The organism is Synechococcus sp. RC10A2, from assembly GCF_047502605.1.
Map to the genome: position 1 here is coordinate 190,069 of NZ_JANSHP010000067.1, position 16,771 is coordinate 206,839.

The following is a 16,771-nucleotide window of genomic DNA, read 5'->3' on the forward strand; positions in this document are numbered from 1 at the left end:
CGAAGAATAGGGCGCGGGAACCGTGTCCGTACCGAGTGTCCAGTGGGGCGCGGTCGCCGCGCCCAGCAAAGCCCCCACCAATCTGCCCCACTCACGATTTTTCGGACACCCTCACCCTGCCCACGGCGCGGTTGCGCAGCCGTTTACTTGGAATGCGGCGTATGGCTACGAGTGGGACTGCTTTGCGGACACGGGTCTCTACCATGTCGGCGCTCGTGCGTATGACCCCCGCACCGCTCGCTGGCTCCAACGCGACCCGATAGACGCATCTTCAGGCGACCCGAACCTCTATCGCTATTGCGGGAACGACCCCATCAACCGTGCCGACCCATCGGGCTTAGACGCGTTGGAGAACGCGGCGCACTTTGCTGCAGGCTGGGGCGACCGTCTCACAGGCAACCTTACTAAGCACATTCGCGACTGGCTGTGCGATATGCTGGATTTGCCCCGCTGGGAGCCGCGCGACCCGTGCGACGAGTGGTACTTGGCAGGGCATCTGTTCGGCGCACTCCACGACTACGCGCTCACACGCGGGGCAGGCAGAGCAGGCGGGGCGCTCAGGGCGGCAAGTCAGGGCAAGAATCCACCCAATCCTTGGGGAAGACGCGGAGGACCTGCCCATCAGCAGAAAGTTCAGGAGCGTGCCAAGCAGCTCCAAGACGAGGGGTATACTATTGTAGCGGGTGGCGGTAAGAAGGAAGAGGCGGTGGAGACGCGCAGAGATCCGAATAACCCTCGGCGACGCTACCCAGATATCACTGCGGAGAAGAACGGTCAGCGACACTATGAGAATGTTGGGCGCAGAAATCTGCGAGGCGACCCTGTCAAGCGAGAGCGTGAGGCTCTCGAAGACCTAAAGCACGCAATACCACCTGGTTCGGTACGTTTCACGCCATATAACTAATAATCGATGGTCGCTAACAACCGATGCCAGTATATAACTTCTTTGCTCTGCCAGAGGAGCAGTATGAGTGGTTGGCACGACACTTTGATCCTGCGACGATGTGGTGTGTCGTTCAGGATCACACCCGCAATCGCTGCCGCTGGTGGGTAGTGAACGATCCAACCGAGCTGAAGACCTTCGCCCATCAAGCAACTCAGGCTCACAGCGTGCGCGTACTGATTGGACAATACAGCATCAGCTCGCCTCAGTGGAAGAGCGTTCCACTCCGTGAAGGAGGCGAGTACGCCGATATAGAATACTTTCGCTCTCAGTGCATCGACATAGACATTGCACTGTATTCAGAAAGGGATGCAAATCTGCTCTTTGGGGGGTCAATAGGAGTGGCTTGGCGCAGAACCTATCGTTCCGAAGGAATTGACCCCGAGCCGTTGTACCGTTGGTTCCATCGGTTCAAGCGTCAGTGGTGGAAGATGATGGATCCCAACTTTGCGCCTGTCTATTGGGGAACTGCCGTCAGGTATGAGATTCCGTTTCCTTACCCTGGCTCAGCAGCAGTCAGCTACGGGGTCGTGCAGCGGTGCTTGTCGGGCGACCTGAGACTCAAGGTAGCCAGCTATGTTTACGACATAGTTACTACCGAGCAAGCGAAGGCGTATCAGCAGATGCGTCGTCAGCTTCAGTGTCCCGAAGGGAAGGTCTGGTGTCGTCGCTGCAACGGTCGAGGCGAGATTTACCTGCAGCGCGACCACGCAATCCACCTGTGTTTAGCCTGCAACGGTAGCGGCTGCGTGAGTGAGGAGTTCTGCTGGTGCGTTCGGTGCGAGGGAAGTGGTGTAGTTTGGGTGCCAAGAGCAGATGGTGGAATAGAGACAGAAGATTGCCCTGAATGTGGAGGAAGAGGGTTTGTGGTCAGTTATGCAAGTAAGTGAGCGATTACGGAAAGGGTTGCGAGCATTTCATTTTCGGTGGTGGGAACCCCAAATCCGTCGGGACTTAGCTGCGTGTCTGGATTGTTCTGCGGAGTGCCTCCTTAGGGTTGCTTGCGGCAAGTTGGGTTAGTATGCTATGACCTATAGGTACAATACATAAGCCGCCTTGAAGAGGTCAGGTTAAGTAGTGGCTGCTGACAGCTTGACACTGCGTCTCAGACGAATACTAACGAGCTACATTGAACCGCCTCTGAAGTCGCTTGGTTTCAGAAGGCGTGGAGCTAACTACTTCAGACAGCTTAGCGAAATATGGTGGTTAGTCAGTGTGCAGCGCAGCCGATGGAACACAAAGGAAGAGCTAAGTTTTACACTGAATATTGGAATATATGTCCCTCAGGCAACTGCGGTACTGTATGGCAATCAACCTAAGCATCCTGGTATTGCCGACTGCATTCTTCATCTGAGGCTGGGCTATCTTCAGCACCCAGTGGATTGCTGGTGGACGCTTTGTGTCGCCGATGCCGTTCCTGCTGCCGTAGATGAAGCTGTGGGTCAAGAGATTCAAGAGTTGTTGGTAAACCACGGCTTGCCTTTCTTGGAGCGTTTTCATACGCACCGTGATGTGTTAGGCTACTTCAAAGAGCTGTCGGCTTATGACCTGCGCATTCTGACCTTCCCCAAGAGTGCGGTGTGGATTTTCGTCAATATGGGCGTGCTACACTGGCTCTTAGGGGAATATGACCTGTGCTGCCGTTCGCTAACTCAGGCACTGAATGAGGTACAGCGAGGACGCGCATATGGCATTCAAGATTTCGTGGAATCAGTTTTCTATCGTCTCTGCAAAGAATACGAACAAAAGTGAAAGGAACAAGTAAGACCGACGCCATAGATGAGTGTGGGCGTGCGGTTGAGCTGAAACCCAACACCCCGAGCAGCCACCGCAGGGCAAAAACGCAAGACGAAAAATATAAAAGAGCCACAGGCAAAGACCCAGTCATCATCTACTACGACCCAGAAACTGGGCGGATTTTCTACCCCTAAGAAGGTAAGATAGAAATATGTCGCTCCGAAGCCGTTTCAGTCGGATTGTGCGCAAGGCAGTTGACCCAGTGCTGCTGCCGCTGGGGTTCACACGACGCGGGCAGTCCTATAGACGCCCCCTAAACCGCCTCTGGTGGGTCTTTCAGGTTGAGCGTAGCCGATGGAACACCGCGCAAGAGTGCAGGTTCGGCATCGGAGGTGGGATCCTCGTGCCTGAAGTGCGTAATATAACCTATTATCATCTGCCACCTATGATGCCTGAGAAGGCTGATGTAGGTGACTGTATTATTCGTTATGCGCCAGAGGTTGAGCTGAGGCGGGGCTGGGCGATTAGGCAGGAGGACGATGCGCCTTTGGTGGATGCTCAGATTATTGAGGAGCTTCGTGAGTATATCGGTACGAAGATGGTAGCATTCTACCGAAACTTTGGTTGTCTGGATGATGTGATAGCGTTTTTGACCTATCTGAGGCATCACGGCAGTGAGATGTCACACTCTCCTATTGATGTTGCTCCCAGCTCTAATCTCATCCCTTTGCACTTGGCTGTTTTGTATTGGCTAAAAGGCGACCAGGAGCGAGCTTGTGCTTACTTTGAGGAGATGCTTCAAGAGGTCAGGACTGACTGGTGGCGGGAACATCTGTTGCGGTTGAAGGAACGACTGGGATGTAAATAGCGACTATGGTTTTACATTTTGTCTTTAGAGCAAGCGGTAAACTTTTTCATCGTGGGAACGATCCCATCAACTGTGCTAATCCACCAGGCTTAGACTGGGTAGATGACGCTGCCCACCTCTTTGCGGTCTGGGGCAATCGGCTCACAAGGCGACTTGGGTGTAGATAGTCGTCAGATTTCCGAACACCCTCTTGGCTAAGGTACAATTCAGGGCGATGCGAACCCGCTGGTCACGGTTTTGGGTCTTACTGTGCGGTCTGCTCTGGGCGTTCGCGCCTGCGGTGCAACAACCCCCGGTTGAGAAAATCGAAAAGCGCATCAGCCCGCACTTGGTGCTGTTCCAAGAGATTTCGACGAGCCCGCCGCTGACGATTCAGGGTGTGCGCATCACGCCTGCGCGGGCGGTCAGTTTCCGCTCCACGCTGGGCAACGATGTGGTCGCGACGGAGGGCGCGCTGCGCGGGCGGGAACTGACCAGCCGCATGGCGTGGCGACACCGCGCGGTCGCCGCGATTAACGCCGACTTCTTCGATGGGGGCGACCCGTTGGGGCTGTGCATCGTGAACGGCGAGTTAGTGAGCGAGCCGTTTCCTGGCAGACCGGGCGTCGGTTGGACGGCGACGGGGCAAGTGGTGATGGGCGACCCGACGCTGGATGCTGACATCACGCGCCCCGACGGCGCGAAGCAAGCCCTTACGGGGTTGAACCGCGTCGCGAAGGCGGACGGCGACTTAGTGCTGTTCACCTCCTTCTACGGGGCGACGGCGCAGGCAGCGGCGCGTGGCGTGGCGGTCGTGCTGGACGCGCTCCCGCGCCCGTTGCGCGTCGGCGCGCAGGTACAGGCAGTCGTGCGCGAAGTCCGCGAGGGCAGCTCTGCACCGATTCCGCCTACGGGTGGGGTGCTGATAGGAACGGCAGGCGCGGCGGAGTTTCTGCGCCCGCTTCAGCCCGGCGACCGAGTCGCGATTCGCATCGACCTGCAGGGCGACGGCGCAGAAAGGTGGCGCGCCGTACAGGAAGCTGTCGCGGGCGGGCCGTGGCTGATACGGAACGGCAAACTCGTTGCGCCCGACGAGATGCCCGGCGGGTTCAACCCGCAGACCTTCATCGAGCGACGCCACCCGCGCACGGCAGTCGGGCGCACGGCGCAGGGCGAGATTCTCTGGATTACCGTCGACGGACGCCAACCGCACAGTCAGGGGGCAACGCTCAGCGAGTTAGCGCAGATTCTGTCGCGCTATGGCGCAGTGGAAGCCATCAACTTGGACGGCGGCGGCTCCACGACGCTGGTGGTGCGCAATCTTATCGTCAATAGCCCCTCCGACGGGGTGGAACGACCCGTGTCGAACGCCTGGCTGGTGTACGACGACGCGCAGCGACCGACGCTTCCGCGCCACACCGACTACCGCATCGAGCCGCCACAAGCCAGTCTCAAAGTCGGCGAGCAGATACGGTTTCGCATCCTGCGCGGCGACCAGCCTATCTCCACTTGGGAGGCGGTCTGGGGCACAGTGAACATCGGATTTATCGACCAGTGGGGGCGGTTCCGCGCGTTGCGGGCAGGGCGGGGGGTAGTCAGCGCGTACATCGACGGGCAGTGGCTCCACGCGCCTGTGGAAGTCGTAGGCGATGCGCCTTCACCAACGCAAAATGGAAACGCAAGCGGGAATTAGATTTCTGGAGGCGCCGGTGGGAATCGAACCCACGAATAAGGGTTTTGCAGACCCTCCCCTTAGCCACTTGGGTACGGCGCCTCGCCTACCCAATTATACCCCAAATCGCGTCCAAGTGTTTCAAGGGGGCGATAAAAAGGAGGGTGGCAGTGAAAGGAGAGCAAAGCCTGCCACCCCCAAGGAAGGAAGGTGAACTCGTTCCCACTTAATATTATGGCACATCGGCTCGAAATTTTAACCCCTTAGTGGGGTCTTAACAGGCAATTTTGCGTAGACTCGCCCGAACCTTCACTTGGATATACGCGCGATGCTGAAAAAAAGTTTCCAAGCGGCGTTAGAATCGATCTGGATGACTCCGCGGCGCACGCTGCTGAGCGGGCTGGGCATGGCGGTCGGCGTAGCGGCGATTGTGGTGCTGGTCTCGCTGGGCAAGGGCGTGCAGCGCGATGTGGTCGCGCAGGTGGAGTCGCTGGGGGTGAACTTAGTGATAGTGCTGCCGGGCAGGCTCAGCCCCGAAAACCCGTTCAACCCGATGAGTTTCATCGGGCTAAGCACGCTGCGCGCGGGCGATGTTGCGGCAGTGGCGCAAGTGCCAGGCGTGCGGCGGGTCGCGCCGATTACCTTCGTGGCGGGCGGGGCGCAACGGGGCGACCGCTGGGCAGATGCCGCGCTTATCTTGGGCACAACACCCGAATGGTTCGAGATGCGTCCCCACAGGCTGAAATACGGGCGGTTCTTCACCCACGCCGAAGCCGAGCGGTTCGTGTGCATCCTCGGACCGAAGCCTGCCGAGCAACTGTTCGGCGAGACAAATCCCGTAGGCAAGCAGGTGCGTCTCAACGGCAAGCCGTTCACGGTGATTGGCGTCACCGCCGAGGACACCAGTCGCTCTCTGCTGGGCAGCGGCGGGTTCGAATTCGCGATTTACGCGCCCATCCGCGCCCTGCAGCAGGCGATGGGCAGCGAGCAGATTCACCGCGTGATTGCCCAGACCGCGCCTGACAAAGACCCCGCGCAGTTGCAAGCGCAGATCAAAGCGGCAGTGCTGCGTAGCCACGGCGGGAGCGAGGACTTCTCAGTGCTGACACAAGAAGAGTTGCTTAGCCGCCTATTCACCCTGCTACAGATCGTGTCGGTTGCGCTGACGGGCATTACCTCCATCGCGCTGGTGGTAGGCGGTATCGGCGTGATGAATGTGATGCTAATGAGCGTAACGGAGCGCGTGCGCGAGATAGGCATCCGCAAGACGGTCGGCGCACAGCGGCAGGACATCTTCTGGCAGTTCCTGATTGAGGCGACGCTGATTGCGCTGGTGGGCGGGCTGATGGGCGTGCTAATCGGGTGGGGCACATGCGCGGCGATTGACCGCTTCACAGTGCTGACTCCAGAGGTGACGGGCGGCACGGTTGCGCTCGCGCTTGCAGTCTGCGGCGCGGTGGGGCTTGTGTTTGGGGTGCTGCCCGCCGCCCGCGCTGCCCGCAAGGACCCCGTAGAGGCGCTACGGTACGAGTAGAAGGGCTAAAATGTCTCCTCCCGCGACGGGCGCGTAGCAGGAGCCTACTCCTGCGCGTCTAATTCGATGCTGTGCGCGGGAGTGTCTACTTACTGGGGTTGTTGGCGGTGTGCGTGAGTGGGTGCCAATCAGCGCGTGCGCCTGCGAACGGCTCGACCATAAGGCAGTGGACGCCGCTGGTGGAGTTTGCGACCTCGCTGGAGGGGCGCACGCAGGGGCAGCGGCATAACGCGACGCTCGCCGCCAAGCGCATCCACGGCGCAATCATCGCCCCCGACGCGACTTGGTCGTTCAATCAAACCATCGGGCAGTGGGTGCGCTCGGAGGGCTATGTACGCGCGCCTGTGAGCTACGGCGGCGTGCTGGTTCCTGCATGGGGCGGCGGCGTGTGCCAAACCTCCACCACGCTCTACAACGCTGCGTTGCTGGCAGGGCTGGAGGTCGTGGAGCGACACCCGCACACGATTGCGCCCAGCTACATCGCGCCTGGACGGGACGCCGCCGTCGCGCACGGCATCGCCGACCTGAAACTGCGCAACCCCTACCCGTTCCCGTGCCGAATCGAGTGCTTCGTGCGGGGGGACAAACTGGTGTGTCGGCTCAGTGCGGGCGCGTCGCCTCAGCAGGTGCGACAGCACGCACGCGCCTGCACGCTGGAGACGGAGGTCGTTAGCCGCTCGCCTGCGCCTATCGTGGCGGACTTTCGCAAGCAGCCAGGGCGCGCGGGCATGCGCGTGCGTTTGTGGAGAACCTGCACGGTCAACGGCGCGGTGCAGCGCGAGCTGTGCCACGAGACGCAGTACGCGCCATTGCCCCGCGGCGAAAAAGCATCCCCATAGGGTATACTCGTTGCCTACAGGGAGGTTGCTTTGACACGCGACCAGTTGACACGGATGGAGAACGATGTGGTGCGTGCGCTGGTACGCGCCTTAGAGATGGCGCACCCGCACCTGACGGGGCACAGCGAGCGCGTCGCTTCTTACGCCGTCGCGATGGGCTGCGAACTGGGCTTGAGCAAGGCGACCTTGCGCGGGCTACGACTCGCCGCCGCCCTGCACGACATCGGCATGCTGGGACTGCCCAACGAACTGCTCACTGCCTTCCCCCTCACGCCCGACCAGCGCACACAGATTGAGCAGCACCCGCGCCTGAGCGTGCAACTGGTCAGCCGCATCCACCGCTTCCGCGAGATAGCCCTCTGGATCGAGTGCCACCACGAGCGCTGGGACGGGTCGGGCTACCCGCACGGCTGGCATGGCGAGCAGATTCCGCTGCCTGCGCGCGTGCTGGCGGTCGCCGAAGCGTTCGACGGCATGCGTACCGAGACGCCCTACCGCCCTGCACTCTCGGAGCAGGAAGCGATTGCGGAGATTCAGCGGGGCGCAGGGACGCTCTTTGACCCGCGCGTCGTGGCGGCGTTTCTGAAAGTGCAGCCGATTCTGCAGCCTGTGGGGCGGGAGTAGGCTGCGCACCTCTGCGTTTGGTGGAGGCTCAAAAACGCAACGAACTTTCCGGAAGCATCATATCTGCTGCGTTATGGGTCGGTGTGCGCGGCGCGAAGCAGCTGCTCGAATGTCTGCAGTAGGTCATACTCCCAAACATACTCGTTGAACACGGCAAGGTTAGCGCGGATGTAGTCGAGGTCTAACGCACTGCCCTGTCGCTTGAGAACACCCTGCACATCCTGCAGATCGATAGGGCGATGCGCAATTAGTTTGTGGATGATTAAGTCTTCAGGGCTAAGGATGGACACGGGCGGAACATCGGGCGCGAGCGCGATACGCCAAGCTCTTTGTGCAATCACTTGCCCGTAGCCTGGAGGCGCGAGTGTGATGTCTACTGGGATATCATTGCTCGCATACACGAGTAGCACGCGATTCTGCCTCGCGAAGGCAAGCGCGTCGGCGATTCGCGGGCGAAACGCCGCCAACAACTTCTCGAACACGCGCTCCTTGTCCGCCTCGTCGACAAGTATCTCGATGTCGACATCGTGCGTCAAGCGCGGCTCGCCCAGATGTTGCACCGCATAGCCGCCGATAAGCGCGTAGGGGATATGTTCCCTCTCAAGAAAGGCGCAAACTTCACTTACGGCTTGGTGGAGCAGATTCACGGGTTTGAGCCTCCGGCATGCGCTGAAAGACTTTTTGCAGGCGCAAGATGAAAGTGGACGGCTGCTCGAAGTTGCGGTGCGGGGCAGCGGCTTCCCAGAGCGCGTGGTAGATTGCCAGCGACTGTTCGGGAGTGAGCTGGCGCAACCAAGCGGTCTTCTCTTGCTCGAGGCGCTTTTGCGCGGCGCGCACCGCCTCCAGCCACTCACGAAACTGAGCGCCGTCTACTTGTATGGGCGGGCGTTCGGGTTCCACGGCGTAATTCTACCTCAGCGCCGTGTGCGAGCAACCGCTCTTGCAGAGGCAGTTTTTGCCTTCGAGTGTGGTTAGCCCGCCCGCTGGCTCTCTAAGTAGCTGGCGACCGCAGGCTGCACGACGCCGTAGGGCAACGCCACCTCGCGCCCGATGCGCTCGAACAGCCGCGCGTATGCCTGCCCGACCTTGTGCCAGCTGAGCCCCGCCGCCTTGCGCTGCGCCACCAGCCTATGATAGCGCATCAGCACGGGATCCGACAGCAACTGTAGCATGGCGTCCGCAATCGACGCGGGGTTCTGGAACTGCGCCAGCATGCCGCCGCCGTCCGCCAGCACCTCCCGCGCGTACAGGTACGGCGTGGAGATGACCACGCATCCAGCCGCGATCGCATACGCCAGCGTGCCGCTGGTAATCTGGTCGGGGTTCAGGTACGGCGTGATGTAGATGTCGGTCGCCCGTAGGTACAGCCGAATATCGTCCAGCGTCAGGTAGCGGTTCTCGAAGACCACATGCTCCTGTACGCCCAGCCGCTCGGCTTCATCCATCAGGAACTCGCGGTATGCCTCGCCCTCTTTGGCGCGCACTTTGGGGTGCGTCTCGCCCAACACCATGTAGACGAGGTTCGGGAACTGCTCCACGACAGCGGGCAGCGCGCGAATCACATCCTCGATGCCCTTGCCGCGGCTGACCAGCCCGAAGGTGCTGACCACCATGCGCCCGCTCATGCCGATACGCGCCTTCGCCTCTTGCGGGGAGATGGGCAGCGGTTCAGGCGCGCCGTGCGGAATCACATACACATGGTGCGTCGGGGCGTTGTAGACCGTCTCCAGCAGGCGCACGGCTGTACCCGCCATCACCACTACGGCGTCGGAGGCGCGTACAATCGCTTGCAGAATCGCGCGCATCGGCTCGCTGGGGCGGGGTACAACGGTATGCAGGGTCGTCGCCACAGGCACGCGCAGATGCTCCAGAAACCGTAGCACATGCGCGCCCATCTCGCCGCCGAAGATGCCATACTCGTGCTGCAGGCTCACCACGCGCACATCGGAACGGTTCAGTAGGCGCGCGGCTTCGATATAGTCGCTCTCCTCTTCGCGGCGCAACTGGTACACCACGCGGGGATCTGAATGCTCAAACCGCGACTCATGGTCTGCCGAGACCACCACGCCGTCCCAGCCATGCCTTTCCACCGCCTGCAACACATCCTGCGTAAAGGTCGCCAATCCGCACTCCGTGGGCGGATAGGTACTCACGAACGCGACCTGGGGTCGGTTCCTGCCCAAACCGTTTCGTAATGTCATCATAATCACCTCCCAAGGTGGCACATGCGCCTTCTGTGAGAAAGCGTCAGCGTTGGCGGCGCGTCAAAAATGCGCCAAATTGCGGATGCATCGTCGCCAAACCAGCAGGTTCAAGCAAACTCGCCGTTGATGTTTCGGGCTACACCCAAAACCACTCCGACACTGCTGGCGTCCATGCCTGCGGTGTGTGGGGTTCCTCCAATCCTCTCCTCAGCCATATGATACCCGATTAAGGTTATCGGAGTCAAGTCTTTTCCACACCACAGTCGCGCATGTCCACAAAGATTATCGGCATTAGGAAGGAGATTCTTTAGGGGTTCGCTGGCGTTTTCGGACGATTGCGAGCGCGGTTAGCGCACATCCCACTCCCACTGCCCAATCGCCCCAGCGCATGTAGAGGGTCTGGGTCGTGTGGGGATGAACGGGCGCGTCGAGGGCAGCTTCGGCAAACTTGGGCGCGCGGGCGCGAATCGCGCCTGTCGGCGCGATGAACGCGCTGACGCCTTCAGGAGCGCACCGCACAACCCAGCGGCGCGTCTCGATCGCCCGCAGCACGCAGAACGCCAAGTGCTGCTCCAGCGCGGCGGTACGCCCGAACCACGATTCGTTGGAGCCGACCGCCAGCAGGTTCGCGCCTGCGTTCGCCAGCCCGCGCGCAATCCACGGGTAGGTGGACTCCATACAGATGACTGCGCCAATGCGCAAATCGCCCGCTTGCAACGGCTGCAGCGAGTTGCCTGCATACAGGTCGCTCTCCACCACGCCGAATATGCGCAGAAACGGCAGCCACTCCCGATAGGGCACATACTCGCCCAGCGGCACGAGTTGCACCTTGTCGTGGTACTGACAGTCGCCGTTGGGCAAAAAGAGGAACATCGTGTTCGCGACTTGGGGCGTGTCGGGGCTGGCTGTGCGGTAGCCGCCCACCAGCAGCGCTGCGCCCGTCTCCATCGCCAGCATTTGCCAAAACAGCAGGGCGGGGCAGCTTTCGGGCATCGGGTACGGCTCGATTACTTCGGGCAGCATAATCAGGTCGGGGCGCGGGGGCAGGTTGTGCGTGTTGCGCCAATCAGGGTTGAATGCGCTGGCGCGGCGCACTTGGTCGGCGATGCGCTCGCGGATAGGCGTCCACTCTTTGGGGGTGTACGGACGCGCGAGGTCTACATTCGGTTGCACGAGCGCGACCAGCCGCGTGCGCTCGCTAAGGCGCGCGTCTATCAGCCGCCATTCGCCGTAGCGGTTAAAACTCCACGCCAGCAATACGCCCGCGCTGAGTGCGGTCGCGAACGCCACGCCTGTCGCGCGGCGGTAGTGTCGCTGCTGTGCCAGCCACGCGCCGTAGCCCAGCAGCCCGTTCCACAGCGCGACCAGGAACTCCATCCCCCACGCGCCGACCAGTTCGGCAGGCTGCAGTAGGATTGGCGCGGGGTAGAGCGCGACGCTGAAGTGTCCCCACACGAACGCGAACGGTCCTAGCCCGCGCAGGTACTGCGTGAGCGCCCACGCGCCCGCCGCGCCCATTATGCCCAGCAGGGTGCGCCCCATCTGCGACGCCAGCACGCCGTACAGCCCTCCGAACAGTGCGCCCAGCCCCGCCACGAGCAGCAGCCCCGTAAGGCTCAGCGCCACGCTGCCCGTCCGCAACTCTATCAGATACAGCAGCGGATGCCCCAGCGTAAGGTAGTAGACAAAACTCCACAGCCAGCCGTAGGCGAAGCCGACTCGCGCGCGCGTCGCCAGCGTCAGCCAAAACAGCGGGGCAGGCGCCAGCAGGATGAGCCACCACGCACTGAGCGGCGGATGCGCCAGCCCGCTCAGAACCGCGCTCGCACAAAGTACCCCAATCTGCAGACCGCATGTGCGCATTAATCTATAACCTCCTTTGGTATTAGAACCACCGTACCTGCCCTCGTGAGCCGTTTGGCAGCGGAATAGACGGCTCGCGTCGGTCTAAGTGCTGTGCGAGTGCGCCGCGCAGGGCGCGACACCAGGTGTTAATAGGCGCGTCGGTCAGCACGACGATGAGGTAGTCGCGCGCCCGCGTGAGCGCAACATAGAGTTTGCGCAGCCCTTCCGCCTCGTCGCGCGCGTCTGCCTGCTCGCGCAGCACTGTGAGCGGCACAGGCTCATACGGCGTTGGGGTGTCGGGTCGCGCTGCTTGCAGCGCAACGACGCCCTTCTCGGCGTCTATCTCCAGCGCGACCTCACGCGGACGCTGGCGGTACGCCGTGTCCACTACGAACACGACGGGGAACTCCAGCCCTTTGGCGGCGTGTACCGTGTAGAAGCGCACGACATTCGCGCTCTCCTCGTAGGTGGGGGCGTTGCCTTCGCGCTGTTCGAGTCGGCTGGTGAGTTCGAGCTGCTCAGCGAATTCGCGCGGCGCGACGGTCGGTTGCTCCAACGCCATCGCCAGCAGTTTGCGCACATTCGCGACGGCTTGCCTGCCGCTCTTGCCATGCGAGAGCAGGCGCGATTCGTACTGGCTGGCTTCCAGCGCACGCGCCAGCAGTGTGCCAACGCTCCATTCGCCCACGCGCTGGCTCAGCGGCTCGAACCATGCCAGAAACGCCGTTAGTCGCTCGCGGTCGGCGGGGTCTAACGCGAGGCCTGCCTGCAGGCATAGGCGCAGCGGCAACTCGGCTTGCTCGGCGTGCAGGGCGAGCGTCGTCAGCCCATCCATGCTCAGCCCCGCGAACGGCGAGCGCAGCACCGCCGCCAGCGCAAGGTCGTCTTCGGAGTCGCTCAGGGCGCGCAGCAGGCTCGTCATGTCGCGCACTTCGTAGCGTGTCCAGTAGCCGCGCCCGCCCCCGACCACATAGTACGGCGCGCCCACTTCGCGGAACGCCTGCTCGAACGCGCCTACATTCGTGAATTGGTGAAACAGCAGCGCGAAGTCGCCATACCGCGCAGGGCGCAACTCCCCCGTTTCGGGGTCATGCACGGTCAGGCTCTGCGTGCAGACCCAGTGGTGAATTTGACTGGCGACGAAATGCGCTTCTCTGGCGGAGTCGCGCTGCGCCATGACCCACACCTGTACGGGCGGCTCGTCGGACGGGTACGCGGCAGGGCGCGTCGGCTGCAACACCAAAAACCGCTCGCCCCACCAGTGCCCAAACACCTTCTCCACGAACGCCAAGATGTCGGGATGGGAACGGAAATTCGCCTGCAGAGGCACGAGGCGCCCCCCATCCGTTTGCGCCCGCTGCTGCCACTCTCCGAACACACGCGGGTCGGCGTAGCGGAAGCCGTAAATCGACTGCTGCGCGTCGCCGACCACCATCAGGTTGCCTCCCGCCGACAGGATGTCGATAATCTGCGCCTGCAAGCGGTCGATGTCCTGCGTTTCGTCGACCAGCGTGTAGCGGAACATGCGCTGGTAGCGTCGGCGCACGGTGGCGCAGTTGCGCAGCAGTTGTAGGGCGCGGATTTGCATATCGTCGAAGTCGAGTGCGCCGCGCGTCTGCTTGAGCGCTTCGTAGGCGCGCAGGTACTCGACGGTCAGTTCCAGCAGGGCGCAGGCGAGCTCGCGAGCGCGACGCTCCAGTGCGGGGTCGAAGTTGGCAAGCAGGCTCGATAGCGTGAACGCTGCTTCGGGGTGTGTCTGTTGCAGGTGTGTGGTGAGGGCGCGCAGGTCGTCCAGCGTGGCGAGGGAAACAGAAGATTCACCCCCCTCCGTAAGGTTCCCCCCGCTGCGCGAGGGGAACCCAAAGCCGTGTGGTTCCCCCCGTTTACGGGAGGAACCTGCAGGAGGGGGGTTAAGATAGTTCTGCACATAATGCAACGCCAACGCCTCCGCGCTGGGGTAGGTGCGCCTCCAGCGCTCCAAGTCGTCCGCCGTGTAGCCTTGGTGTCGGGTAGCGTCTGCCACGCGCTGCACCAGCTCGTATAATGCCTGTAGCGGGTCGCCGCGCACGGCGTCCAAGTTCAGGTAGTCGGCGATGAGGTCAATCAGCGGGTCGGTCTCGAAATCGCGCGGTTGGCGCAGCAGGCTCGCCAGCGCGCGATGGAACGCCTCGCGCTTGAGGTGGTTCGCCGCAGGCGCGGGCAGCACGCTCGGCTCGGGGTCAATCCCCGCCTCGAACGGGTTCTCCTGCAGGATGCGGCGGCAGAGGGCGTGTACCGTGTGGATGTATGCACTCTCGATGCGAGTGCGCGCGTCGCGCAGCCCGCGCTGTTCCAACTTGCGGATGATGCGCGTCTTCATTTCGGCGGTGGCGGCGCGCGTGAAGGTAATTGTTAAGATGTGTTCGGGCGGGACGCCGTGATGCGCGACCAGATGTACGAACCGCTCGGTCAGCACGCCTGTCTTGCCCGACCCTGCGCCTGCGACGACCGTCAGCAGCCCGTCGCCGTGTTCGATTGCCTCCCGTTGCGAATCTGTCCAGCGCATCAGCTCCGCTTGAATTTGCGTTCTATCTCGTGCCAAGTCAACACAATCGTGATGGGGCGCCCATGCGGGCATAGGTACGGGTTCTCGGTGCGGGCGAGGTCTTCGATGAGTTTACGCATTTCGGGCATGCTCAGCGGGTCGCCCGCCTTGACCGCCAACTTGCAGGAGGTCGTAACCCAGATTTGCTCGCGGGCGACGGGCAGCCGCTTGCTGACCGAGAGTTCTACCAGCTCGTCGATAATGTCGCGCAAGGTCTGCACAGGGTCGCCTTTCAGTGCGGCGGGCACGGCACGAATCAGGTAGGTATCCACGCCGAACGGCTCCAGCTCGAAGCCGATTGCCTCCAGTTCGGGCAGTTTCTCGTGCAGCAGCAGCGCGTCGCGCCGACTCAGTTGCAGCGTTTCGGGGGTCAGCAGGTGCTGTTTCGGGATGGGCGATGCGCCGCGCCTGTAGCACAGTTGCTCGTACAGCACGCGCTCGTGGGCGACATGCTGGTCGATAATCACCAGCCCCTGCCGCGTGGACGCCACGATGTAGGTATTGCGCACTTGCCCCAGAATGTAGAGGTCATCCAGCAGGTGGGCGAAGGGCAGGTGAGTCGTTTGCAGGGGTTCTGTTTCCAGCAGCGAGGGCGTCTCGTCGGCGGGTGTGGGCGTCGGCGCAACGGCGTGCCTCGCGCTCACGAACGGGTCTGCATTCGCAGGCGTTTCTGGGTACGCGGGCGTCTCGACCGCCGCTGAATGCAGTTCTGGGAACGCGGCTGTCCCGTCCGCGTCCATATGCGTTTCTGGGTGCGCGGGCGTCCCAACCGCCTCTGCTGGCGCGAGCCCCGCGCGTTGCATCAGAATCTGGTGAATCGTCTCAGCGTCGGGCGGACGCGGGGGGGTAATCGTCTGCCCGCGCGACGCGCTTGGCGGCAGCGCGCTCGGAATCATCCCGTGCTGCAGCAACGCGGCGCGAATGGCGTTCACCACCGCCTCAAAGACCGCCTGCTCGCGCTGGAAGCGCACCTCGATCTTCGCGGGATGCACATTCACATCCACTTGGCGCGGGTCGATGCCCACCAGCAGGATGCAGGCGGGGTAGCGTTTTTCGGGCGTGAGGGTTTTGTACGCCTCGTCCAGCGCGGCGGTCAGCGTCTTGTTGCGCACGGGGCGCAGGTTCACGAAAAAGTATTGGTGCTGGCGTGTGGGGCGCGTCTGGTGCGGTGGGGCAATCAGCCCCCACACGCGGATACCGTCGCGCTCGTAGTCTACCGACACCATCCCCTGCACCGTCTCGCGCCCCCAAATAGACGCCGCCGCCGTCAGCAGGTCGCCGTTGCCAGGCGTGAAAATCAGCTCCTGCCGCTCGTGTACCAGCCGAAACGACACATCGGGGTAGGCAAAAGCGTAGCGCGTCACCGTCTCGATCATGTGTCCCAGCTCGGTGGGCACAGTCTTGAGGAACTTCAGGCGGGCGGGCACATTGTAAAACAGGTCGCGCACAGTGACGGTCGTGCCAATCGGCGCACCGACCTCCTCGACGCTCTTGACCTCGCCACCTTCGACGACGATGCGTGTGCCCGTATCTTCCTCGAAGGCGCGGGTGAGGATTTCCATGCGGCTTATGCTGGCGATGCTGGGCAGCGCCTCGCCGCGGAAGCCCAGCGTGGTGATGCGCATCAGGTCGGCGTCGGAGGCGATTTTGGAGGTGGCGTGCCGCTGCAGGGCGTGCAGGGCGTCCGTGCGGGTCATGCCGATGCCGTCGTCGCGCACGCGAATCAGCCGCCTGCCGCCCATCTCCGCCTCGATTTCGAGGCGCATCGCGCCCGCGTCGAGCGCGTTCTCGATGAGTTCCTTCAGCGCGGATGCGGGGCGTTCCACCACCTCTCCTGCAGCGATGCGGTTGACCAGCTGCTCATCCAGCGTGCGGATGGGACGGCGTTCAGGGCGCGTGCGCATAAACAGAAGTGTACCATGCCTGCGGACGTTTGGGAATC

General features: G+C 62.1%; 14 protein-coding genes and 1 tRNA gene. 8 read left to right on the forward strand and 7 right to left on the reverse strand.

The window, feature by feature from the left end:
- The first annotated feature begins 22 nt into the window (after window positions 1-22).
- The 5 genes from NW848_RS09655 to NW848_RS09675 all read left to right on the forward strand — a co-directional run bounded on the left by NW848_RS09655 (window position 23) and on the right by NW848_RS09675 (window position 5,220).
- Window positions 23-904: an RHS repeat-associated core domain-containing protein gene (locus tag NW848_RS09655; RefSeq protein ID WP_414511050.1), complete on the forward strand. Its 882-nt coding sequence runs from the start codon at window positions 23-25 to the stop codon at window positions 902-904.
- 71 nt (window positions 905-975) lie between these two features.
- Window positions 976-1,833, forward strand: coding sequence for a hypothetical protein (locus NW848_RS09660; protein ID WP_414511051.1), 858 nt, complete (start codon window positions 976-978; stop codon window positions 1,831-1,833).
- Window positions 1,834-2,020: 187 nt separating this feature from the next.
- Window positions 2,021-2,695, forward strand: coding sequence for a DUF4304 domain-containing protein (locus tag NW848_RS09665; RefSeq protein WP_414511052.1), 675 nt, complete (start codon window positions 2,021-2,023; stop codon window positions 2,693-2,695).
- Window positions 2,696-2,891: 196 nt separating this feature from the next.
- On the forward strand, window positions 2,892-3,548 hold the full coding sequence (locus NW848_RS09670) for a DUF4304 domain-containing protein (protein ID WP_414511053.1): 657 nt from the start codon (window positions 2,892-2,894) through the stop codon (window positions 3,546-3,548).
- Window positions 3,549-3,762: 214 nt separating this feature from the next.
- On the forward strand, window positions 3,763-5,220 hold the full coding sequence (locus NW848_RS09675) for a phosphodiester glycosidase family protein (RefSeq protein WP_414511054.1): 1,458 nt from the start codon (window positions 3,763-3,765) through the stop codon (window positions 5,218-5,220).
- 5 nt (window positions 5,221-5,225) lie between these two features.
- On the opposite strand, the gene NW848_RS09680 is transcribed toward NW848_RS09675, so the two are convergent.
- A tRNA-Cys gene (locus NW848_RS09680) sits at window positions 5,226-5,301 on the reverse strand.
- A gap of 268 nt (window positions 5,302-5,569) precedes the next feature.
- Here NW848_RS09680 and NW848_RS09685 point away from each other — a divergent pair.
- The 3 genes from NW848_RS09685 to NW848_RS09695 all read left to right on the forward strand — a co-directional run bounded on the left by NW848_RS09685 (window position 5,570) and on the right by NW848_RS09695 (window position 8,196).
- Window positions 5,570-6,733 carry an ABC transporter permease gene (locus NW848_RS09685; RefSeq protein ID WP_414511055.1) on the forward strand — a complete coding sequence of 388 codons (1,164 nt, stop codon included), beginning with the start codon at window positions 5,570-5,572 and terminating at the stop codon, window positions 6,731-6,733.
- A gap of 71 nt (window positions 6,734-6,804) precedes the next feature.
- Window positions 6,805-7,572: a VanW family protein gene (locus NW848_RS09690; RefSeq protein WP_414511056.1), complete on the forward strand. Its 768-nt coding sequence runs from the start codon at window positions 6,805-6,807 to the stop codon at window positions 7,570-7,572.
- Window positions 7,573-7,602: 30 nt separating this feature from the next.
- Entirely contained in the window at window positions 7,603-8,196 is a 594-nt protein-coding gene (locus NW848_RS09695; RefSeq protein WP_414511057.1) for an HD-GYP domain-containing protein, read from the forward strand.
- Window positions 8,197-8,267: 71 nt separating this feature from the next.
- Here the strand turns inward: NW848_RS09695 and NW848_RS09700 are convergent, their stop codons facing one another.
- The 6 genes from NW848_RS09700 to mutL form a co-directional block, all read right to left on the reverse strand.
- Window positions 8,268-8,843, reverse strand: a complete 576-nt coding sequence (locus NW848_RS09700; protein ID WP_414511058.1) for a hypothetical protein — start codon at window positions 8,841-8,843, stop codon at window positions 8,268-8,270.
- Window positions 8,815-9,096, reverse strand: a complete 282-nt coding sequence (locus tag NW848_RS09705; protein WP_414511059.1) for a hypothetical protein — start codon at window positions 9,094-9,096, stop codon at window positions 8,815-8,817. Before NW848_RS09705 ends, NW848_RS09700 begins: the two co-directional genes overlap by 29 nt.
- Window positions 9,097-9,167: 71 nt before the next feature.
- The gene (locus NW848_RS09710; protein ID WP_414511060.1) at window positions 9,168-10,400 is read right to left on the reverse strand and encodes a glycosyltransferase family 4 protein; all 1,233 of its coding nucleotides are present in this window, start codon (window positions 10,398-10,400) and stop codon (window positions 9,168-9,170) included.
- A gap of 291 nt (window positions 10,401-10,691) precedes the next feature.
- Complete coding sequence (gene lnt, locus NW848_RS09715) at window positions 10,692-12,263, reverse strand: apolipoprotein N-acyltransferase (protein ID WP_414511061.1); 1,572 nt, start codon at window positions 12,261-12,263, stop codon at window positions 10,692-10,694.
- A gap of 22 nt (window positions 12,264-12,285) precedes the next feature.
- Window positions 12,286-14,826, reverse strand: a complete 2,541-nt coding sequence (locus tag NW848_RS09720; RefSeq protein WP_414511062.1) for a UvrD-helicase domain-containing protein — start codon at window positions 14,824-14,826, stop codon at window positions 12,286-12,288.
- On the reverse strand, window positions 14,790-16,733 hold the full coding sequence (gene mutL / locus NW848_RS09725) for a DNA mismatch repair endonuclease MutL (RefSeq protein ID WP_414511063.1): 1,944 nt from the start codon (window positions 16,731-16,733) through the stop codon (window positions 14,790-14,792). The genes NW848_RS09720 and mutL overlap by 37 nt, the downstream gene beginning before the upstream one ends.
- Window positions 16,734-16,771 lie beyond the last annotated feature (38 nt).

Bases quoted from the DNA above. Each gene is read 5' to 3' on its own strand.
- NW848_RS09670 (WP_414511053.1), top strand. From the start codon at position 2,892: ATGTCGCTCCGAAGCCGTTTCAGTCGGATTGTGCGCAAGGCAGTTGAC.
- NW848_RS09675 (WP_414511054.1), top strand. From the start codon at position 3,763: ATGCGAACCCGCTGGTCACGGTTTTGGGTCTTACTGTGCGGTCTGCTC.
- NW848_RS09685 (WP_414511055.1), top strand. From the start codon at position 5,570: ATGACTCCGCGGCGCACGCTGCTGAGCGGGCTGGGCATGGCGGTCGGC.
- NW848_RS09710 (WP_414511060.1), bottom strand. From the start codon at position 10,400: ATGATGACATTACGAAACGGTTTGGGCAGGAACCGACCCCAGGTCGCG.
- lnt (WP_414511061.1), bottom strand. From the start codon at position 12,263: ATGCGCACATGCGGTCTGCAGATTGGGGTACTTTGTGCGAGCGCGGTT.
- mutL (WP_414511063.1), bottom strand. From the start codon at position 16,733: ATGCGCACGCGCCCTGAACGCCGTCCCATCCGCACGCTGGATGAGCAG.